Origin of the sequence: Streptomyces umbrinus (assembly GCF_030817415.1) — a bacterium.
GTDB lineage: Bacteria > Actinomycetota > Actinomycetes > Streptomycetales > Streptomycetaceae > Streptomyces > Streptomyces umbrinus_A.
This window is the reverse complement of sequence record NZ_JAUSZI010000002.1, coordinates 5,604,462-5,620,852: the sequence shown is the minus strand read 5'-3', so window position 1 is coordinate 5,620,852 and position 16,391 is coordinate 5,604,462. Positions and strand designations below refer to the sequence as shown.

12 protein-coding genes, 1 tRNA gene and 1 pseudogene are annotated in these 16,391 nt (G+C 69.9%); 7 read left to right on the top strand and 7 right to left on the bottom strand.

Going from position 1 to position 16,391, the window contains the following annotated elements:
- Positions 1 to 216 precede the first annotated feature (216 nt).
- The 5 genes and pseudogenes from ispD (at position 217) to QF035_RS24440 (ending at position 6,043) form a co-directional block, all read left to right on the top strand.
- Positions 217 to 967, top strand: a pseudogene (gene ispD, locus QF035_RS24465) (2-C-methyl-D-erythritol 4-phosphate cytidylyltransferase).
- A complete protein-coding gene (ispF, locus tag QF035_RS24455; RefSeq protein WP_373466711.1) occupies positions 957 to 1,478 on the top strand; it encodes a 2-C-methyl-D-erythritol 2,4-cyclodiphosphate synthase in 522 nt (173 codons plus the stop codon). Before ispD ends, ispF begins: the two are co-directional and overlap by 11 nt.
- 269 nt (positions 1,479 to 1,747) lie before the next feature.
- Entirely contained in the window at positions 1,748 to 3,145 is a 1,398-nt protein-coding gene (cysS, locus tag QF035_RS24450) for a cysteine--tRNA ligase (RefSeq protein WP_269648694.1), read from the top strand.
- A 122-nt stretch (positions 3,146 to 3,267) separates the two neighbouring features.
- Positions 3,268 to 4,224 (top strand): 23S rRNA (guanosine(2251)-2'-O)-methyltransferase RlmB, encoded by a 957-nt coding sequence (gene rlmB / locus QF035_RS24445; RefSeq protein ID WP_307522695.1) that lies wholly within the window; start codon positions 3,268 to 3,270, stop codon positions 4,222 to 4,224.
- Between the two features lie 160 nt (positions 4,225 to 4,384).
- Positions 4,385 to 6,043, top strand: a complete 1,659-nt coding sequence (locus tag QF035_RS24440) for a DoxX family protein (protein WP_307522694.1) — start codon at positions 4,385 to 4,387, stop codon at positions 6,041 to 6,043.
- Positions 6,044 to 6,175: 132 nt separating this feature from the next.
- Here the strand turns inward: QF035_RS24440 and QF035_RS24435 are convergent, their stop codons facing one another.
- The 5 genes from QF035_RS24435 to QF035_RS24415 form a co-directional block, all read right to left on the bottom strand.
- Positions 6,176 to 6,907, bottom strand: coding sequence for a nucleotidyltransferase family protein (locus QF035_RS24435; protein WP_055612808.1), 732 nt, complete (start codon positions 6,905 to 6,907; stop codon positions 6,176 to 6,178).
- Between the two features lie 138 nt (positions 6,908 to 7,045).
- Positions 7,046 to 7,528, bottom strand: a complete 483-nt coding sequence (locus QF035_RS24430) for a hypothetical protein (RefSeq protein WP_307522693.1) — start codon at positions 7,526 to 7,528, stop codon at positions 7,046 to 7,048.
- A gap of 236 nt (positions 7,529 to 7,764) precedes the next feature.
- A complete protein-coding gene (locus QF035_RS24425; protein ID WP_307522691.1) occupies positions 7,765 to 8,901 on the bottom strand; it encodes an ABC transporter ATP-binding protein in 1,137 nt (378 codons plus the stop codon).
- A gap of 339 nt (positions 8,902 to 9,240) precedes the next feature.
- A complete protein-coding gene (locus QF035_RS24420) occupies positions 9,241 to 10,524 on the bottom strand; it encodes an RNA-guided endonuclease InsQ/TnpB family protein (RefSeq protein WP_307522690.1) in 1,284 nt (427 codons plus the stop codon).
- Positions 10,521 to 10,643 carry a hypothetical protein gene (locus QF035_RS24415; RefSeq protein ID WP_307522689.1) on the bottom strand — a complete coding sequence of 41 codons (123 nt, stop codon included), beginning with the start codon at positions 10,641 to 10,643 and terminating at the stop codon, positions 10,521 to 10,523. Before QF035_RS24415 ends, QF035_RS24420 begins: the two co-directional genes overlap by 4 nt.
- 174 nt (positions 10,644 to 10,817) lie before the next feature.
- Between QF035_RS24415 and QF035_RS24410 the strand changes: the two genes are divergently transcribed.
- Positions 10,818 to 10,895 (top strand) — tRNA-Thr (locus tag QF035_RS24410).
- Between the two features lie 404 nt (positions 10,896 to 11,299).
- Positions 11,300 to 12,469 (top strand): serine hydrolase domain-containing protein, encoded by a 1,170-nt coding sequence (locus QF035_RS24405; protein WP_307522688.1) that lies wholly within the window; start codon positions 11,300 to 11,302, stop codon positions 12,467 to 12,469.
- Between the two features lie 78 nt (positions 12,470 to 12,547).
- Here QF035_RS24405 and QF035_RS24400 read toward each other — a convergent pair whose 3' ends face one another.
- Together QF035_RS24400 and QF035_RS24395 are read right to left on the bottom strand one after the other, a co-directional pair.
- Positions 12,548 to 13,189 carry a helix-turn-helix transcriptional regulator gene (locus QF035_RS24400; RefSeq protein ID WP_307522687.1) on the bottom strand — a complete coding sequence of 214 codons (642 nt, stop codon included), beginning with the start codon at positions 13,187 to 13,189 and terminating at the stop codon, positions 12,548 to 12,550.
- A 137-nt stretch (positions 13,190 to 13,326) separates the two neighbouring features.
- Positions 13,327 to 16,299, bottom strand: a complete 2,973-nt coding sequence (locus QF035_RS24395) for an AAA family ATPase (protein WP_307522685.1) — start codon at positions 16,297 to 16,299, stop codon at positions 13,327 to 13,329.
- Positions 16,300 to 16,391: the final 92 nt, after the last annotated feature.

Genomic DNA, 16,391 nt, shown 5'->3' with positions numbered 1-16,391 from the left:
TTGCTCTCGGTGCCCCCGAACATTCATGCCGATCATTTCTCGACGAACATTCACGGCCCCGATACTTGGCGTGCCGGGCCCGGGCAGCGGCTCGACCGAATGTCACGGAAGGGTCCGGTCAAGGCGTCGCGCCCGGCACTCCCCCAACCTTCGGTCGGGGGTACCACGCCCAGGCCATACCCACGTCGGCCGAGCACACAAACCTGACAGGAACCGATGTCTGACGATTCGCGCCCTTCGCCTTCCGGGGCCCGTACGGCGGCCGTGATTCCGGCCGCCGGCCGGGGCGTACGCCTTGGTCCGGGCGCCCCCAAAGCGCTACGCGCGCTGAACGGCACCCCCATGCTCATCCACGCGGTACGCGCCATGGCCGCGTCCCGTGCCGTCTCCCTCGTCGTCGTCGTGGCTCCGCCCGACGGAGCCGCCGAGGTGAAGACGCTTCTCGACGCGCACGCCCTGCCCGAGCGGACCGACTTCCTCGTCGTCCCCGGGGGAGACAGCCGGCAGGAGTCCGTACGGATAGGGCTCGACGCGCTGCCGCCCGGGATCGACATCGTGCTCGTGCACGACGCCGCACGTCCGCTGGTGCCCGTGGACACGGTCGATGCCGTGATCGAGGCCGTACGGGAGGGGGCTCCCGCCGTCGTGCCCGCGCTGCCGCTCGCGGACACCGTCAAGCAGGTCGAGCCCGCGGCGCCCGGGGAGCCCGAGCCGGTTGTCGCCACACCGGAGCGGGCGCGGCTGCGGGCCGTGCAGACTCCGCAGGGGTTCGACCGCGACACGCTCGTGCGTGCGCACGAGACCGTGACCGAGAACGTCACGGACGACGCGAGCATGGTCGAGCAGCTCGGGCTTCGGGGTGGTTGTCGTGCCCGGGCACGAGGAGGCGTTCAAGGTGACGCGTCCCCTGGACCTGGTGTTGGCGGAGGCCGTTCTGGCGCGGCGGAGGTTGAACGATGGCTTCTGAGGGGTCCGGGGGTTCCGAGGGATTTCAGGGGCCCGTGCTGCCGCTCGTCGGTATCGGCACCGACATCCACGCCTTCGAGGAAGGGCGTGAGCTGTGGTGCGCGGGGTTGAAGTGGGAGGGGGAGGGGCCGGGGCTGGCCGGGCACTCCGACGCGGATGTCGTCGCGCATGCCGCCTGCAACGCGCTCTTCTCCGCGGCCGGGATGGGGGATCTCGGGCAGCACTTCGGGACCGGGCGGGCCGAGTGGGCCGGGGCTTCGGGGGTTGTGCTGTTGACGGAGGCGGCGCGGATCGTTCGCGCCGGGGGTTTCACCATCGGCAACGTGGCCGTGCAGGTCGTCGGTCCTCGCCCCAAGATCGGCAAGCGCCGTGACGAGGCGCAGAAGATTCTTTCGGAGGCGGTTGGGGCGCCGGTGTCGGTGTCCGGCGCGACCACGGACGGCCTCGGCTTCCCCGGGCGGGACGAGGGGCTGATGGCGGTGGCCACGGCGTTGGTGGCTCGGGTGGGGTGACTTACTCGGGGGCTCCGCCCCCGAACCCCCGCTCCTCAAACGCCGGAGAGGCTGAAAAACCTCAGGGGCGCGGGGAACTGCGCGACCAGCCCCCACCCACCCGCACCCGACGACGGGGTCTGGGGCGGAGCCCCAGAAGGACGGGACGGGAAGGGGCGGCGGGGGCGAGAAAAAGACTGGGCGGGCGCCCGCGGAGCGGACGTCACGAATCGTGAGCCATGTGTCGGAAGGGTCTCGGGGCACTGGTCGTCGCCCACTACCCTGGAGGGGTGACTATTCGCCTGTACGACACCAGCGCCCGGCAGATCCGTGACTTCACCCCGATCACGCCGGGTTGTGTCTCGATCTACCTCTGTGGCGCCACCGTGCAGGCGGCCCCGCACATCGGGCACATCAGGTCCGGCCTCAACTTCGACATCATGCGCCGCTGGTTCGAGCACCGCGGCTACGACGTGACGTTCATCCGGAATGTCACCGACATCGACGACAAGATCATCTGGAAGGCCGCCGAGCAGAACAGGCCGTGGTGGTCGATCGGTTACGAGAACGAGCGCGCGTTCAACGACGGCTACACGGCACTGGGCTGCCTCCCGCCGACGTACGAGCCGCGCGCGACCGGCCACATCACCGAGATGGTCGAGATGATGCGCACGCTCATCGAGCGCGGGCACGCGTACGAGGCCGAGGGGAACGTGTACTTCGACGTGCGCTCCCTGCCCGGCTATCTCTCGCTGTCCAACCAGGACCTGGACGAGCTGCGCCAGCCCGCCGGGGAAGGCGAGACCGGGAAGCGGGACCCGCGGGACTTCGCCATGTGGAAGGCCGTCAAGCCCGGCGAGCCCAGCTGGGAGACGCCCTGGGGCCGGGGCCGGCCCGGCTGGCACCTGGAGTGCAGCGCCATGGCCCACAAGTACCTGGGCCCCGCCTTCGACATCCACGGCGGCGGCATCGACCTGATCTTCCCGCACCACGAGAACGAGATCGCCCAGGCCAGGGGCTTCGGCGACGAGTTCGCGCACTACTGGGTGCACAACTCGTGGGTCACCATGAGCGGCGACAAGATGTCCAAGTCGCTCGGCAACTCCGTACTCGTCAGCGAGATGCTCAAGGCGTGGCGGCCCATCGTGCTGCGCTACTACCTCGGCACCCCGCACTACCGCTCCACCATCGAGTACAGCGAGGAAGCACTGCGCGAGGCCGAGTCCGCGTTCGCGCGGATCGAGGGCTTCGTGCAGCGGGTGGTGGAGAAGGCCGGAGCCGTCGAGCCCGCGGCCGAGGTCCCGCCGGCCTTCGCCGAGGCGATGGACGACGACCTGGGCGTCCCCCAGGCCCTCGCCGTCGTGCACACCACGGTCCGCCAGGGCAACAGCGCACTGGCCGCCGACGACAAGGAGGCCGCGGTCGCACGGCTGGCCGAGGTCCGCGCCATGCTCGGCGTCCTCGGTCTCGACCCGCTCGACCCGCACTGGGCGGGCGAGAGCGACCGCGGCGAGGATCTGCACGGAGTCGTCGACACGCTCGTACGGCTGGTGCTGCAGCAGCGCGAGTCCGCCCGCACCCGCAAGGACTGGGCCACCGCCGACGCCATCCGTGACCAGCTCAACCAGTCCGGGCTCGTGATCGAGGACGGCCCCCAGGGACCGCGCTGGACACTCGGCCCGCGCTGACCGTTTCCTTGATCGATTGTGCCGCTCGGGTGTCCGGGCGGCACACTCGTAGACGCACGGCATTTCACAGACACGTACACCACAGACGTACGCATGTACGCCCTCACACAGACAGGTAGGTCATGGCCGCTAACAACCGCCGCATGTCCGGCAAGAAGGGCGCGCAGGTCGGCAGTGGCGGCCAGCGACGCCGGGGCCTGGAAGGCAAGGGTCCGACCCCGCCCGCCGAAGCGCGCAAGGGTCACAAGAAGAACCGCATCGCCGGCGCCGTCGCCAAGGCCAACGCGAAGCAGACCGTGCGCCGCCCGTCGCCGCGCGGCGGCCGGGGCGGCAAGGGCACGTCCGAGATGGTCGTCGGGCGCAACTCCGTCGTCGAGGCGCTGCGCGAGGGCGTCCCGGCGTCGATGCTCTACGTCCAGCAGTTCATCGACAACGACGAGCGGGTGCGCGAGGCGCTCCAGCTCGCCGCGGACCGCGGCGGCATCCACCTCATGGAGGCCCCGCGCCCCGAGCTCGACCGCATGACCAACGGCCTCAACCACCAGGGGCTCGTCCTCCAGGTCCCGCCGTACGAGTACGCGCACCCGGAGGACCTCGCGGCCGCCGCGTACGACGAGGGTGTGGACCCGCTGATCGTCGCGCTCGACGGCGTGACCGACCCGCGCAACCTCGGTGCCGTCGTCCGGTCCGTCTCCGCGTTCGGCGGTCACGGTGTCGTCGTGCCCGAGCGCCGTGCGGCCGGGATGACCGCCGGTGCGTGGAAGACGTCCGCGGGTGCCGCCGCCCGTACGCCGGTCGCCCGTGCGTCCAACCTGACGCGGGCCCTTGAGGCCTACAAGAAGGCCGGCCTCGTCGTGGTCGGACTCGCCGCGGACGGGGAGGCCGAGGTCGGTGACCTGGAGGCCCTCGGAGGGCCCGTCGTCATCGTCGTCGGCAGCGAGGGCAAGGGGCTTTCCCGACTCGTCGGTGAGACCTGTGACTTCAGGGTGCGGATTCCTATGCCGGGTGGCACGGAGTCGCTGAACGCGGGTGTGGCTGCGGGAGTTGTGCTGTACGAGGCGGCTCGGCGCCGGGCCTGAATCGGTGTGGCTGACGCCCGGTTGAATTGATCCGCGGGTGCGTGGGGGCTGGTCGCGCAGTTCCCCGCGCCCCTTGCGGGGCGCGGCTCGTTGATCTTGACGGGGTCCGGACAGATCGGGGCGGTCAAAGCAGTGTCCTAAACACACGTCACTCGGTTAGATGAGTGTGGACACCAGAACACCCCGCACACCCACGGGGGACCGCTCGTTGGGATTCGACGACGCTCCCGCGCTGAGCATGGTGAAGGTGCCGAGCGATCCGGCGCAGGTCATCGTCAATCATGCGAGCTTCCGCGTGCAGCTGAACGCCGCCCCGCGGGCCCAGTCCCCGCGCGCCGCGCGGCACTTGAGCTCGGGCGAGGACACCGCGCGCATCCCCGTCGTCGGAACCACCGCAGGCACCCGCCGCCGCGCGCCCGTCGTCTGGAGCGGGAAGTCCGCCCCCGACGACACCGGCGCCACCCGGCTGTTGCAGGCGGTGCGGAGCACGAGTCTGCGGCACGGCGCCGAGGCGCCCGCCGACGACGGCGGTGCGACCCAGGTCATCCCGCGCGTCGGCGAGGGCGGACCCCCCGGGTTCGACGTCGACGCCACCGTCGAGACACCGACCGTCCGCGGCCCCGAGACCCGCCTGCTGCCGCAGATGCGCAGCGCGGGCAGCGCGTACGAGGAGATCGACGAACGCCCGTACGCGGACGGCGAGTTCGAGGACGACGACTCCTACGACGCCGACGAGTACCGGGACGAGGACGACGGCGCGCTCAAGCGGCACGGCGCCGCCCCCGTGCGCCACGGGTACTACCCCGGCCGCCGGATGAACCTCGGCGTCGTCCTGCTCCCGCTGCGCGTCTTCCTCGGCTTCATCTCCATCTATGCCGGCATGGGCAAGCTCTGCGACCCCGTCTACTTCGACGGCGGCAAGCGCGGCTCCATGGTCAAGTGGCTCAACTCCCTGCACCCCTGGGAACTCGCCGAGCCACTGCGCCAGTTCGCCCTCGAACACCCCGTCGGTGCCGGACTCCTCATCGCCTTCTTCCAGGTCATCGTCGGCGTCCTCACCGTGCTCGGCCTGTGGCAGCGGGTCGCCGCGGTCGTCGGCGCGCTGCTGTCGGCGGCGCTGCTCCTCACCGTCAGCTGGAAGTCCGTCCCCGCCTACGACGCACCGGACATCATCTACCTCGCCGCCTGGTCCCCGCTGATCATCGCGGGCGCCCCCGTCTACTCCATCGACGGCCGCCTCGCCGGCGAGGCCTGGCGCACGCTCGGACCGCGCGCCGACATCTGGGAGCTGCGCAGCCGCGTGCTGCGCCGGGGCGCGCTCGTCACGACCATCGTCGTCGGACTCACCCTGCTCATCGGCTCGTTGCTCGGCGGCGCCGTCCGTGACGCCGACCGCGTGGTCGTCCCCGGACCCGGCGAGGCCCCGCGCAACGAACTGCCCGGCTCCCCGCTCCCGGAGGAGCCCGGCCAGCGCCGGCACAAGGAGAGCCCCTCGGCGGCCAACTCGCCCACCCAGGGCGCCACTTCCGCGAGTCCCTCGGGCGCCGCGACCACACCGGGCGCGGCCCGCGAGACAGCGGGCGCCGGTGCCGGGCAGCCCAGCCAGACGCAGGGCTCCGGTCAGGCCCCGCCCCAGCAGTCGGCCCCGCCGCAGGCCCCCAGCACCAGCGCCGGTCCGTCCTCCTCGGGCGGCACCACCGGCGGTACGGGCTCGGGCGGCGGCTCCGGCAGCGGCGGCGGCTCCGGCTCCGGCGGGAGCACGGGCGGCAGCGGCGGCTCCGGCGGTGGCTCCGGGCTCGTGGGCGGCCTGCTGGGCTGACACCGCCCGCCGACAGGGCGGCACGGCCAAGCCGGTACGGCGGCCCAGGACCGTACGACGACGGGGTCCGCACCACTCAGGTGCCGGGCCCCATCGTCGTACATGCCACTCCTGCGGGTCGGGGCAAGTGCCTCAACGCCCCAGCGCCGCCAGCTCCTTGGCGGCCTCGGTGAGGTCCTTCGCGGTGTCGATGGCGCGCCAGTACGCGCCCTGCGGGATCGGGTAGCCGGCCAGACGGCGCTCACGGGCCAGGCGGGGGAACGTGGAGCGCTCGTGGTCGCCGAGGTCGGGCAGCAGGGCGGCGAACTCGGGGGAGAAGACGTACACACCCGCGTTGATGCCGTACGCGGTCGGCGGGGACTCGATGAAGTCCGTGATGTGGCCGAAGTCGTCGGTCTCGACGGCGCCCCACGGGATGCGGGGGCGGGCCAGCGCGAGGGTGGCCACCGCGTCGCGCTCGGTGTGGAAGTCCGCCATCTCACGCAGCGAGAAACGGGTCCAGATGTCGCCGTTCGTCGCGTACCAGGGGCGGTCCGGGTGGGGCAGGTGCTTGGCGGCGAACTTGAGGCCGCCGCCGCGGCCCAGGGGCTCCGTCTCGACCACGGTGGTCACGGAGACGGGCAGGTCGGCCGAGTCCAGCCACTGCTGGAGCACCTCGGCGAGATGGCCGCACGAGACGACGACGTCGGTGACGCCCTCCTCGGCGAGCCAGGCCAGCTGGTGGCCGATGATCGGGGTCCCGGTGCCGGGAATCTCGACCATCGGCTTGGGACGGTCGTCGGTGTAGGGACGCAGCCGGGAGCCCTGGCCGCCGGCCAGGACGACGGCTTGAACGGGGCGCGACGCGGCGTTCGGATCGGTCATGACCCGAACTGTACGTCGCGCTCCGCGGGCTTGGCGGGTAGGGCTCGTGTGGGCTGCACGGGTGGGCACCTGCGGGGCCGTGGGGGCTGGTCGCGCAGTTCCCCGCGCCCCTTCGGGGGCGCGGGCCCTCCGGGCGGCTCAGGTGTGCTGGGCTGCCACGCCCGTGGCGAAGGATGTGTCGCAGACCGGGCGGGCGAACGACTGGGCTCGGGTGGGGCCGTAGGCGCGGACGGCGGCGCGGCCCAGGGCGCGGGCGATGGAGGCGCAGTGCTTGGCGAGCGACGGACGGCCGTTCACCGCCTCCTGGAGGTGGGTGAGGGCCACTCCTGGGCTCTTCTCCTGGAGTTCGAGGAGGAGCTTGTCGCGCAGCACGTCCTGCGGGGCGCGGGACGGGGCACGTCGGGAGACGTCCTCGGCGGATGCGGCGAGCACCGATGTCGAGGAACTGTTTCCCGACCAGTTGACTCGGGTGACCGCGAGCGTCCCGGAGAGCACCAGGACGACGGGCAGAACGAGGGCGAGAGTACGGCCGATCCGGCGGGCCGGACCGCGGCCGTGCCGGGTCGGTCGGCCGGCGGGACCACGGCCGTGTCGCGTCGAGTGGTTAGTGGAGTGCTTCACGCGAGTGAGGGTAGCGCGGGGTGATGTTTTGGCGACATTTAGTAATCAATTCGGGGGACGGGTAAACCGTCGTGTTCGAGTTTGATGTTGACGTACGGGTATCGAAATGCCCGTTCTGCCGGGGTATTTGTCGACAACGAAGAAGGCCCCGCAGCAGCCTGCGGGGCCTTCTTCGTCAACCTGGGTGAAATCTCCGGGATCGGCCGGGCCGGACCCGGCCGGATCGACCGACTCGGTCAGTCGGAGAGACGCTCGCCCGTGGACGTCGAGAACACGTGGGTCTCGCCCGGACGCGGCACGACGTGCAGCGTGGCGCCCTTCTCCGGGACCGCGCGGCCGCTGACGCGGACGACCAGGTCCTTGAGCTCGTCGTCGACCTTGGCGCTGCCGTAGACGTAGCCGTCGGCGCCGAGCTCCTCGACGACGTTCACCGTGACGGCGAGGCCCGCCGGGGCGTCCTCGGTGTCCTTCGACAGGGAGGCGGCCGCGGCACCGTTGTGCTCGACGATGTCGAAGTGCTCCGGACGGACACCGACGGTGACCGTGGTGTCACCCTTGTCGGCGGCGGTCTTGAGGGCCTCCCGGTTGACGGGCACCACGCTGTTGCCGAACTTCACGCCGCCGTCGGTGATCGGGACCTCGACGAGGTTCATCGCCGGGGAGCCGATGAACCCGGCCACGAAGAGGTTGCTCGGGCGGTCGTACATGTTGCGCGGCGAGTCGACCTGCTGGAGCAGACCGTCCTTGAGGACCGCGACACGGTCGCCCATCGTCATGGCCTCGACCTGGTCGTGCGTGACGTACACCGTGGTGATGCCGAGGCGGCGCTGCAGCGACGCGATCTGCGTACGGGTCGAGACGCGGAGCTTGGCGTCGAGGTTCGACAGCGGCTCGTCCATGAGGAACACCTGGGGCTCACGCACGATGGCGCGACCCATCGCGACACGCTGGCGCTGACCACCGGAGAGGGCCTTCGGCTTGCGGGCCAGGTAGTCGGTGAGGTCGAGGATCTTCGCCGCGTCCTCGACCTTCTGGCGGATCTCGGCCTTGTTGATGCCGGCGATCTTGAGCGCGAAGCCCATGTTGTCGGCGACCGTCATGTGCGGGTACAGCGCGTAGTTCTGGAACACCATGGCGATGTCCCGGTCCTTGGGCGGCAGGTGCGTGACGTCGCGGTCACCGATGTGGATCGAGCCGGCGTTCACGTCCTCGAGACCCGCGAGCATCCGCAGGGAGGTGGACTTTCCGCAGCCGGAGGGACCGACGAGGACGAGGAACTCGCCATCCGCGACGTCGAGCTCGAGCTGGTCGACGGCGGGCTTGTCGCCACCCGGGTAAATGCGGGTCGCCTTGTTGAACGAGACAGTGGCCATGGGTCGTAGGCCCCCTTCACCGGCAGGAACGTGCCGGACGATCCGTTGTAAAGGTGGTGTGACCGCTACGGAACGGTCCGTAGTGGTGTAGTCCACATGAGCGGACTGGTTCAGGACGCTACCTCGCGTTCACACGTTCTGTCAGTACTCCGAGGGCGATGAAGTTCGAGGAAATTTTCGATCGTGGAAGAGCAGATCACTTTTGACCTTGCCGAGGCTTCCCGCTTCACAGCCGCTGCCGACGGACAACGGGTCACCCCGTCGCCACGCACGGTCTCACGCAGGCTCCACAGGCATTCCGGCCGACGGCCCGTCGGTCCGTACCGCACGCCGGCCCTACTACGCGGCCAGCAGGCACTCCTCCAGTTCCGAAGCCTTGATCAGGGCCGGAGGCTTCCGGTCCGGAGGCAGTGCGGGCGCAACCAGCCAGTACAGGAGCATCCCCTCATCCCGCAGATTCGCCGCCGCGTTCACGTCCCGGTCGTGCCCCGCACCGCACTCGGCACATGTCCACTCCCGGACGGAGACATCCAGCTTCGGGCCCTTCACATGACATGCCGAGCACCTCCGAGTGGAGGGGAAGAAGCGGTCGACGACCACCAACGTCCGGCCGTACCACTCGCACTTGTACCGCAGCTGCCGCAACAGCTCACCCCACCCGGCGTCGATGATCGCCCGACTCAGCTTCGCCTTCCGCCGACGACCCTTCCCACGAGCCGGACGCAACAGGGTCACGATGGACAGATCCTCCACCACGAGCACTTGGTTCTCGCGCACGAGGCGGGTCGTGAACTGGTCCAGCATGTCCCTGCGTACGTCACTGATGAGCGCGTAGAGGCGCGCGATCTTCTGCCTGACCTTCTCCCGGTTCTTCGAACCCCTCACTTTCTTGTGCAGCTCCCGCTGCAACCGCGCCAACTTCTCCGCGTACCGCTTCAACAGCCGCGGATGATCCAGCTTCGTACCGTCGTCGAGCGTCACCAAGGACGCCAGCCCCAGGTCCAGCCCGACCGCCTTCGGCTCCTGCGAACCGGGCAGGAAGACAGCAGGCAGCACTGTCATCCGTTCCTCGACGAGCGCGGACACGAAATACCGACCGGCCCGGTCCCGCGTCACCGACAACCGGACCGGAACCGCCCCCGCAGGAAGCGGCCGGGACCAGCGAACGTCCAACGGCTCGGACTGCTTGGCGAGCGTGATCAGGCCCGTTCCCAGCCGCTCAGGATCCTCGACCCATCTGAACCCCGTACGCACAAACGTCGCCGCATCCCGCGATCGCTGCTTCTTCCTCCGCTTCGGATACTTCGCCACCCCCTTGAAGAACCGCGTGAACGCCTGATCGAGATGCCGCAGGGCCTGCTGCAGCACAGTCGAGGACACCTCCTTGAGCCACGCCCGCTCCTCGGCCTGCTTCCAACCCGTCAGCGCCCGACACGTCTCCGCGAAACCCACGTTCACCCGGTGCTGATCCCAGGCTCCCGACCGCAGGGCCAGCCCCTCGTTGTAGACCCACCGACAGGCACCGAACGTCTTCCCCAACTGCTCGGCCTGCGCCTCCGTCGGATAGAAGCGGAACCGGTAGACGCGATGGTGGGCGCCGGTCTCCTTGGCATGGCTCTTCAATGGAGCTCGGCATCGAGGCCCTCGTGCTTGCGGCGGGCCTCGATGCCGAGCTCCTCACGCTTGATGCGCTCGGCCCGGACACCCTTCACCGCCTTCGGCTTCTCCGCCGACTCCACCACGAGCCCCCCTCGCAGTCCGATATTCGGAACAGCACGTCAGTCCGTTCAACGAACGGGTGCGCGGGTGGTTACGCATGGTTTTCGAGGTCCCCTGACAGGGCAACTTCGTGGATCGGGTCGAGGGGGTCTGTGTACAGTGGAGCCGCCTTCGCGTACGGCGTTGTAGTGCGCGATGCCCCCTTAGCTCAGCTCGGCCAGAGCGCCGCACTTGTAATGCGTAGGTCGTCGGTTCGAATCCGACAGGGGGCTCCACTCCAAGCCCAGCTCAGACAGTGTCTGAGCTGGGCTTTTGGTTGAGTGGAAACGGCGACGAGGTGGTGTTCATCGCCGACCGCGCGGCGTCTGGGCGCGCGTGGCGCCGGAACGGGCAGACTCGGGAAGCCGGCCGAGGAGAAGCGGCCGAGGGGAGGCGCTGCCGCAGGCGGCCGAGTCTCACGGCCTGTCTGTAGGTACGGAGGTGTACGCGCGGGCATGCCTCGCGGAATCGCGGCGGAAGCGCAGATGTGCGTGCCGGACCCCGTGGCCCAGGCGTGATCCGAACGAAAGGGCTCAAAAGCGCTCAACCGACTCAGGGCAGGCAACCCGCCCGCTCTGCCGCGGTGTCCCTTGCGTTGAAGATCCTCTGCAGATCCTCGACGGAAGGGACGTACCGATCGATGAGAGTATCCCGCACCCTCCTGCGTTTCGGACTGGTGGGAGCCGTGGCGCTCACCGCGACATCGCTCATGGCATCCGCGGTGGCCGGCCCGGCCTCTGTTTCAGCACCCGCCCCGGCCACCGGAGATCACAGTGCGACGCGGGAGGCGATGGATGCCGCCGTGAAGGACGGCGTTCCTGGTGTGGTCGGGCAGGCGAAGGACAAGTACGGGACCTGGAAGGGCGCTTCGGGTGTCGGCGACCTCCGGACGGAGCGGCCGCGCTCGGCCCATGACCGCTACCGCGTCGGCAGTGTCACCAAGACGTTCGTTGCCACGGTGCTGCTCCAGCTGGAGGCGGAGGGTGAGCTGTCCCTGGACGACAAGGTCGACGAGTGGTTGCCCGGCGTGGTCCGGGGCAACGGCCATGACGGCCGCCGGATCAGTCTCCGTCGGCTCCTCAACCACACCAGCGGCATCTTCAACTACCGCGACGACAGCGAGTTCGTACGGAAGTACATCGTCAAGGACGGCTTCTTCGAGAACCGCTACGACACGGTGACCCTCGACCGGCACGTGAAGTACGCCATGGCGAACAAGCCGTACTTCACGCCGGGCGAGTCGTGGATGTACTCGAACACCAACTACTCCCTGGCGGCGATGGTGATCGAGAAGGCCACGGGCAACTCGTACGGGGACGAGATCCGCCACCGCATCATCGAACCGCTCGGCCTGCACGCCACATCCGTCCCCGGTACGGATCCGAAGATGCCCCGGCCGAGCAGCAGGACCTACGCGAAGCTCGCCGAGTCCACGACCGGCCCGACGTACGACGTCACGGAACTGAACCCCACGCTCGCCGGCGGCGGGGGCGACATGATCTCCGACGCCGGCGACCTGAACCGCTTCTACTCCGCCCTGCTCCGCGGCGGGCTGCTGCCCAGGGCGCAGCTCGCCGAGATGAAGGCGACCGTCGAGGCCGCCGGTCTCCCCGGCGTCCGATACGGCCTCGGCCTTGCCGAACGCAGGCTGAGCTGCGGTGTCGTGGTCTGGGGGCATCACGGTGGCATCGTCGGCTCGATTTCGGAGGCGGTCACTACAGCGGACGGCCGTCACTCGCTGGCCTTCAACTTCAACGGGGACTGGTCCGGGGACAGCGACGCGGTGATCGAGGCGGAGTTCTGCGACTAGGAGGCAGAGCTTGTGGAGCGTAGGTCGTCGGTTCGGGTCCGGCAGGGGCTCCAGAGGTGGGAGCGGCCCGGTGGTGGGTCAGATGATGCCCGCTCGGATTGCGTACGAGACGGCGTGGGCGCGGTTTTTCAGGTGTAGGCGCTTCATCACGCCGTAGAGGATGTATTTGACGGTGCGTTCCGAGTAGGAGAGCTTTGTTGCGATTTCGGCAAGTTCGGTGCCTTCGGCGACGAGGCGGAGGACGTCCACCTCGCGGGGGCTGATGCCGGATGCGGTGAGGCCTCGGGGGGCGAGGAGTTCGCGTTGGGCCCAGCGGACCTGTTCCATCAGGGTGCCCTGGAGGGTGGGTGGGAGGCTTCCGCCGCCGTCGGCGATGGTGTGCAGGGTTCGGATGAAGGCTGCCTGGCTGAAGGAGTCGCGCCAGAGGACGGCGCGGACTCCGCGGTCGACCGCGGCCGAGACGTCGGCGTGCCAGTCCTTGCCCACCACCAGGGCGAACCGTGCGTCCGGCTTGTCGCAGAGGCTGCGCAGCAGGTCCAGGGTGGAGGAGTCGGCGACGTCGACGGTGACCACGATGATGTCCGCTTCGCGGAGCCTGTCCGGTGGGATCTCGCGGATGCGGCGGTCGTTGTGGAGATAGCTGAGGAGTCCGGCGCGGACGATGGCGTCGGGTGCGTGGATCGCCACGCGCACGGTGTCTGTGAGTACCTGCTGAGGCATTCGCCCCCCATTCGGGAACCCAAGTGGTCCATGCCGTTCAGGAGTTGATGGTGGCATGGGTGGTTGCCTCGATCCGCTTCCGGAGGCCCCTGGTTCGTTAAGGACAGGGAAATCTGGCATGAGCGGGGTGGGAGGGGTCAGTGGTGGTCGGCGGTCATCGGGCTGCCTGTGAGTACGGCTGTCACGACGGCTGTGCGGGATCGCATTCCGGTGCGTGCGAAGAGCCGGGACAGGCGGTTGGCGACCGCGTCCTCGCTGAGCCGCAGTACGGCCGCGATCTGGCGGTTGGTGAGTCCCTCGGCGAGCAGGGTGGCCAGCAGGTGCTGGTTCTCCGCCGTGGCCTGTTTGCGGCCGGGTACGGGTAGCCCGGTCTCGCGCATCGCGGTCCTGGTGTGGAAGCGCCACAGGGTGGCATCCAGGTCGCCGAACCGTTCGTATGCCTCGTGCAGGAGGGTCGCCGGGGCCGCGTTCGCGCGTGCGGCGGCCAGGAGTGTGACTGCCGTTTCGAACGGTTGGGTGCGGGAGCGGGCCAGGTCGACTGCCTCGTGCAGGTGCTTGCGGGCTTCTGGGGAGTCCGGGTCCAGGATCTTTCCGGACGTCAGCAGGTGCAGGAGTCGTGTGCGGCCGCTGTTCATCTGCTCGGCTGTCTGTTCGAGGCGTTCCAGGCAGGCCGTCGCCCGGTCCGGGTGTCCGGCTTCCGCGTGTACCTCGGCGAGTGAGGCCAGCAGTTCGTCGGTGCCGTAGAAGGATCCGCGTTCGTCCGCCGCGTGAAGGCCGCGCCGGAGCAGTTCCTCGGCCCGGCCGAGGTCGCCGAGGGTCCGCAGTATGTCGGCCTCGGCGTGGTCCAGGATGTGTTCCAGCGGCCCGTTCACCTGCCCGCGCACGCTGCTGATCAGGCGGTCGGCGCTGGTGGTGCGTCCTTGGGCGAGGAGGATGGCCGCTGTGCGGGCGGGGAGCAGGTGGTGTCCGGGGACCACGTTCAGGACTCCGCCGTTGACCAGGAGCCGGCGTGCCAGTGAGAGCGCCTCGTCCCATCGTCCGTTGAGGTGGTGCCACAGGAACCGGCTTGGCTGGGGGAGCAGTTTGAGGGACATCTCCCGGGTGGACAGCAGGTTGGCTGCCCCGCGCAGGTCGCCGATGCCGAGCAGTACGTCGAACTGGGCGATGTTCTGTGCGAATGCCTTGTTCGGAGGCAGGCCTGGTTCCTCCGGCAGGGCCAGTGCGCGGGTGAACCGGTCCGGGCTGCCCAGTACGTACTCCGTGACCCTGCTGAACAGTTCCAGCAGTGCGCGGCTGCCAGGGGTGGCCTGCCATACGCGCTCGGTTTCCACCATGAGGGTCAGTGCCTCCTGCCACTTCTCCAGTTGCCACAGTGCCTGGACGCGGCCGGACACGGTGGCCATGGCGGACAGCGGCAGTCCCTCCCACCAGAGTGCGGTGCCCATGCGGGACAGGGCCGGCCAGTCCTGCTCGGCGGCTGCCGACGCCACCAGCAGGGTGGCGGCCTCGTGGACCGCCTGTGAGTCGAGGCCCTCGGCGGGGCCGCACACGAGCCATTCGGCAGCTGTCCGGGCCGTCCGGTAGTCGCCGCAGCCGAAGGCGGCCTGGCCGGACCGGAGTATGGCGAGGTCGCGGGCGTACTGCTCCTCGATGAGGCGGACGGCTCCCATGTGCCACCGCAGCATTCCGCGGCGTTCGAGGTCGGGGTACAGCGATCGTGCGGCGGCTGTCAGTTCCGTCACGGCGCGGTCGCTGTCGATCAGGAAGCCGGCGTCGGCGATCCGGTCGGGGAGGTAGGTCTGTGCGTCCGCCTCGTCGAGGAGTGCGGGCGGGGGTGGGTCCTGCGGGGCGGCTCCGGTGTCGGCCGAGGTCTCGGTCGGGCTCGCGGGGTCCGCCCGGTTCCCTGTGCCCCCCGGTCCTTCGCCGGCCCACAGTGCTTCCACCGCGGCCGCGGACAGGTGGCTGCGCTTCACGGGGCCCAGCCGTTCGCGGACGGTGTGTGCCAGTAGTGGTACGCGGAACGTCCAGCCGCGTGTCGTGGAGGCGGCGTTCTGGCCGGGCAGTTCGTCGAGGATGCCCTCGTCGACGAGGGTGCGGATGCTGTTGGTGACGGCCTCGGGGGGCAGCCCGGTCGACGACGCGATCAGGGTCTCGGCGGCCCGGCCGAGCGGCCACAGGATGCTCAGCGCCGTGGCCACCGTTCCGCAGGGCTCTTCCAGGGTCCGCAGTGTCGCGATGTACCGGTCGTGGTCCGGCAGCAGCGGCACGGGCGCACCGGTGCCGAGGAAAGCGTGGCCGTCGGCTGTGCGGATCGCGTCCTGTGCCGTCCATTCGACGAGGAGGGCGTCCAGTGCTCCGGGGATGCCGCGGGTCAGCTCGTGGACCCGCCGCATCAGGTCGGCGTCGGGTGCCGACCGCAAGCGCTGCGCCACCATGGCGGTGGCGTTCTCCAGGGTGAGGCGGGGCAGGGCGATCGTGTGTGCTGCCCGGTTGTGGGCGAGCCGGTCCATGGTGTGGCCGGAGCCGGGGGGCGGGGGTGTGCTGTCCGGTGCGGTGTGCCGGACAGCCGTGAGGATCAGCCTGATGCCGGGCGGAGCCCGTTCGAAGTCGACCTCGTCGAGCAGGGCGAGGGATTCGGTGTCGGCGTGGTGGGCGTCGTCGACGAGTACGACGGCGGGGGTCGGTCGCGCCAGAGCGGCGGCGAGTGCTTCGGCCATCGCTGTCGGGTCGCCGCGCTTCGTGGCGGCCAGTGCTTCCGCGGCCGGCTTGTGCGCAGGCCTGCGTTTCGTCGTGACGGACCGGTGTTCCTCCAGGGCCATGACCATTCGCAGTGCCAGCAGTTGGGGGTGTTCGCCGTCACCGGGGACGCATGCGACCGTCAGGACCGCGATTCCTCCCGCGCGCAGTCGCTCGGCGGCGGCGTGCGCGAACACGCTGCGTCCGATGCCCCGTTCGCCGCGGACGAGCACCAGGCGTGGCCCGGACGGATCGCGGAGGCCGCGGTCGATCTCGTCCGACTCGACCGTTCGGCCGAGCAGGTCCTCGCCCGGACTGTGGAACCGTGCGGCCGTGCCGCCGAAGACCAACTCGGTGTCTGTCCGAGCAGCCACTTTCTCCACCGCAACCTTCGACGAATCACGTACCGGGCGGGCGGCGCCCGCCTCGGACCGACCCGACGGACGGGCCCCGGTCCAGCGCCTGC

Bases quoted from the DNA above. Each gene is read 5' to 3' on its own strand.
- QF035_RS24435 (WP_055612808.1), bottom strand. From the start codon at position 6,907: ATGACCGATCCGAACGCCGCGTCGCGCCCCGTTCAAGCCGTCGTCCTG.
- ispF (WP_373466711.1), top strand. From the start codon at position 957: ATGGCTTCTGAGGGGTCCGGGGGTTCCGAGGGATTTCAGGGGCCCGTG.
- QF035_RS24405 (WP_307522688.1), top strand. From the start codon at position 11,300: ATGAGAGTATCCCGCACCCTCCTGCGTTTCGGACTGGTGGGAGCCGTG.
- QF035_RS24440 (WP_307522694.1), top strand. From the start codon at position 4,385: ATGAGTGTGGACACCAGAACACCCCGCACACCCACGGGGGACCGCTCG.
- rlmB (WP_307522695.1), top strand. From the start codon at position 3,268: ATGGCCGCTAACAACCGCCGCATGTCCGGCAAGAAGGGCGCGCAGGTC.
- QF035_RS24425 (WP_307522691.1), bottom strand. From the start codon at position 8,901: ATGGCCACTGTCTCGTTCAACAAGGCGACCCGCATTTACCCGGGTGGC.
- QF035_RS24400 (WP_307522687.1), bottom strand. From the start codon at position 13,189: ATGCCTCAGCAGGTACTCACAGACACCGTGCGCGTGGCGATCCACGCA.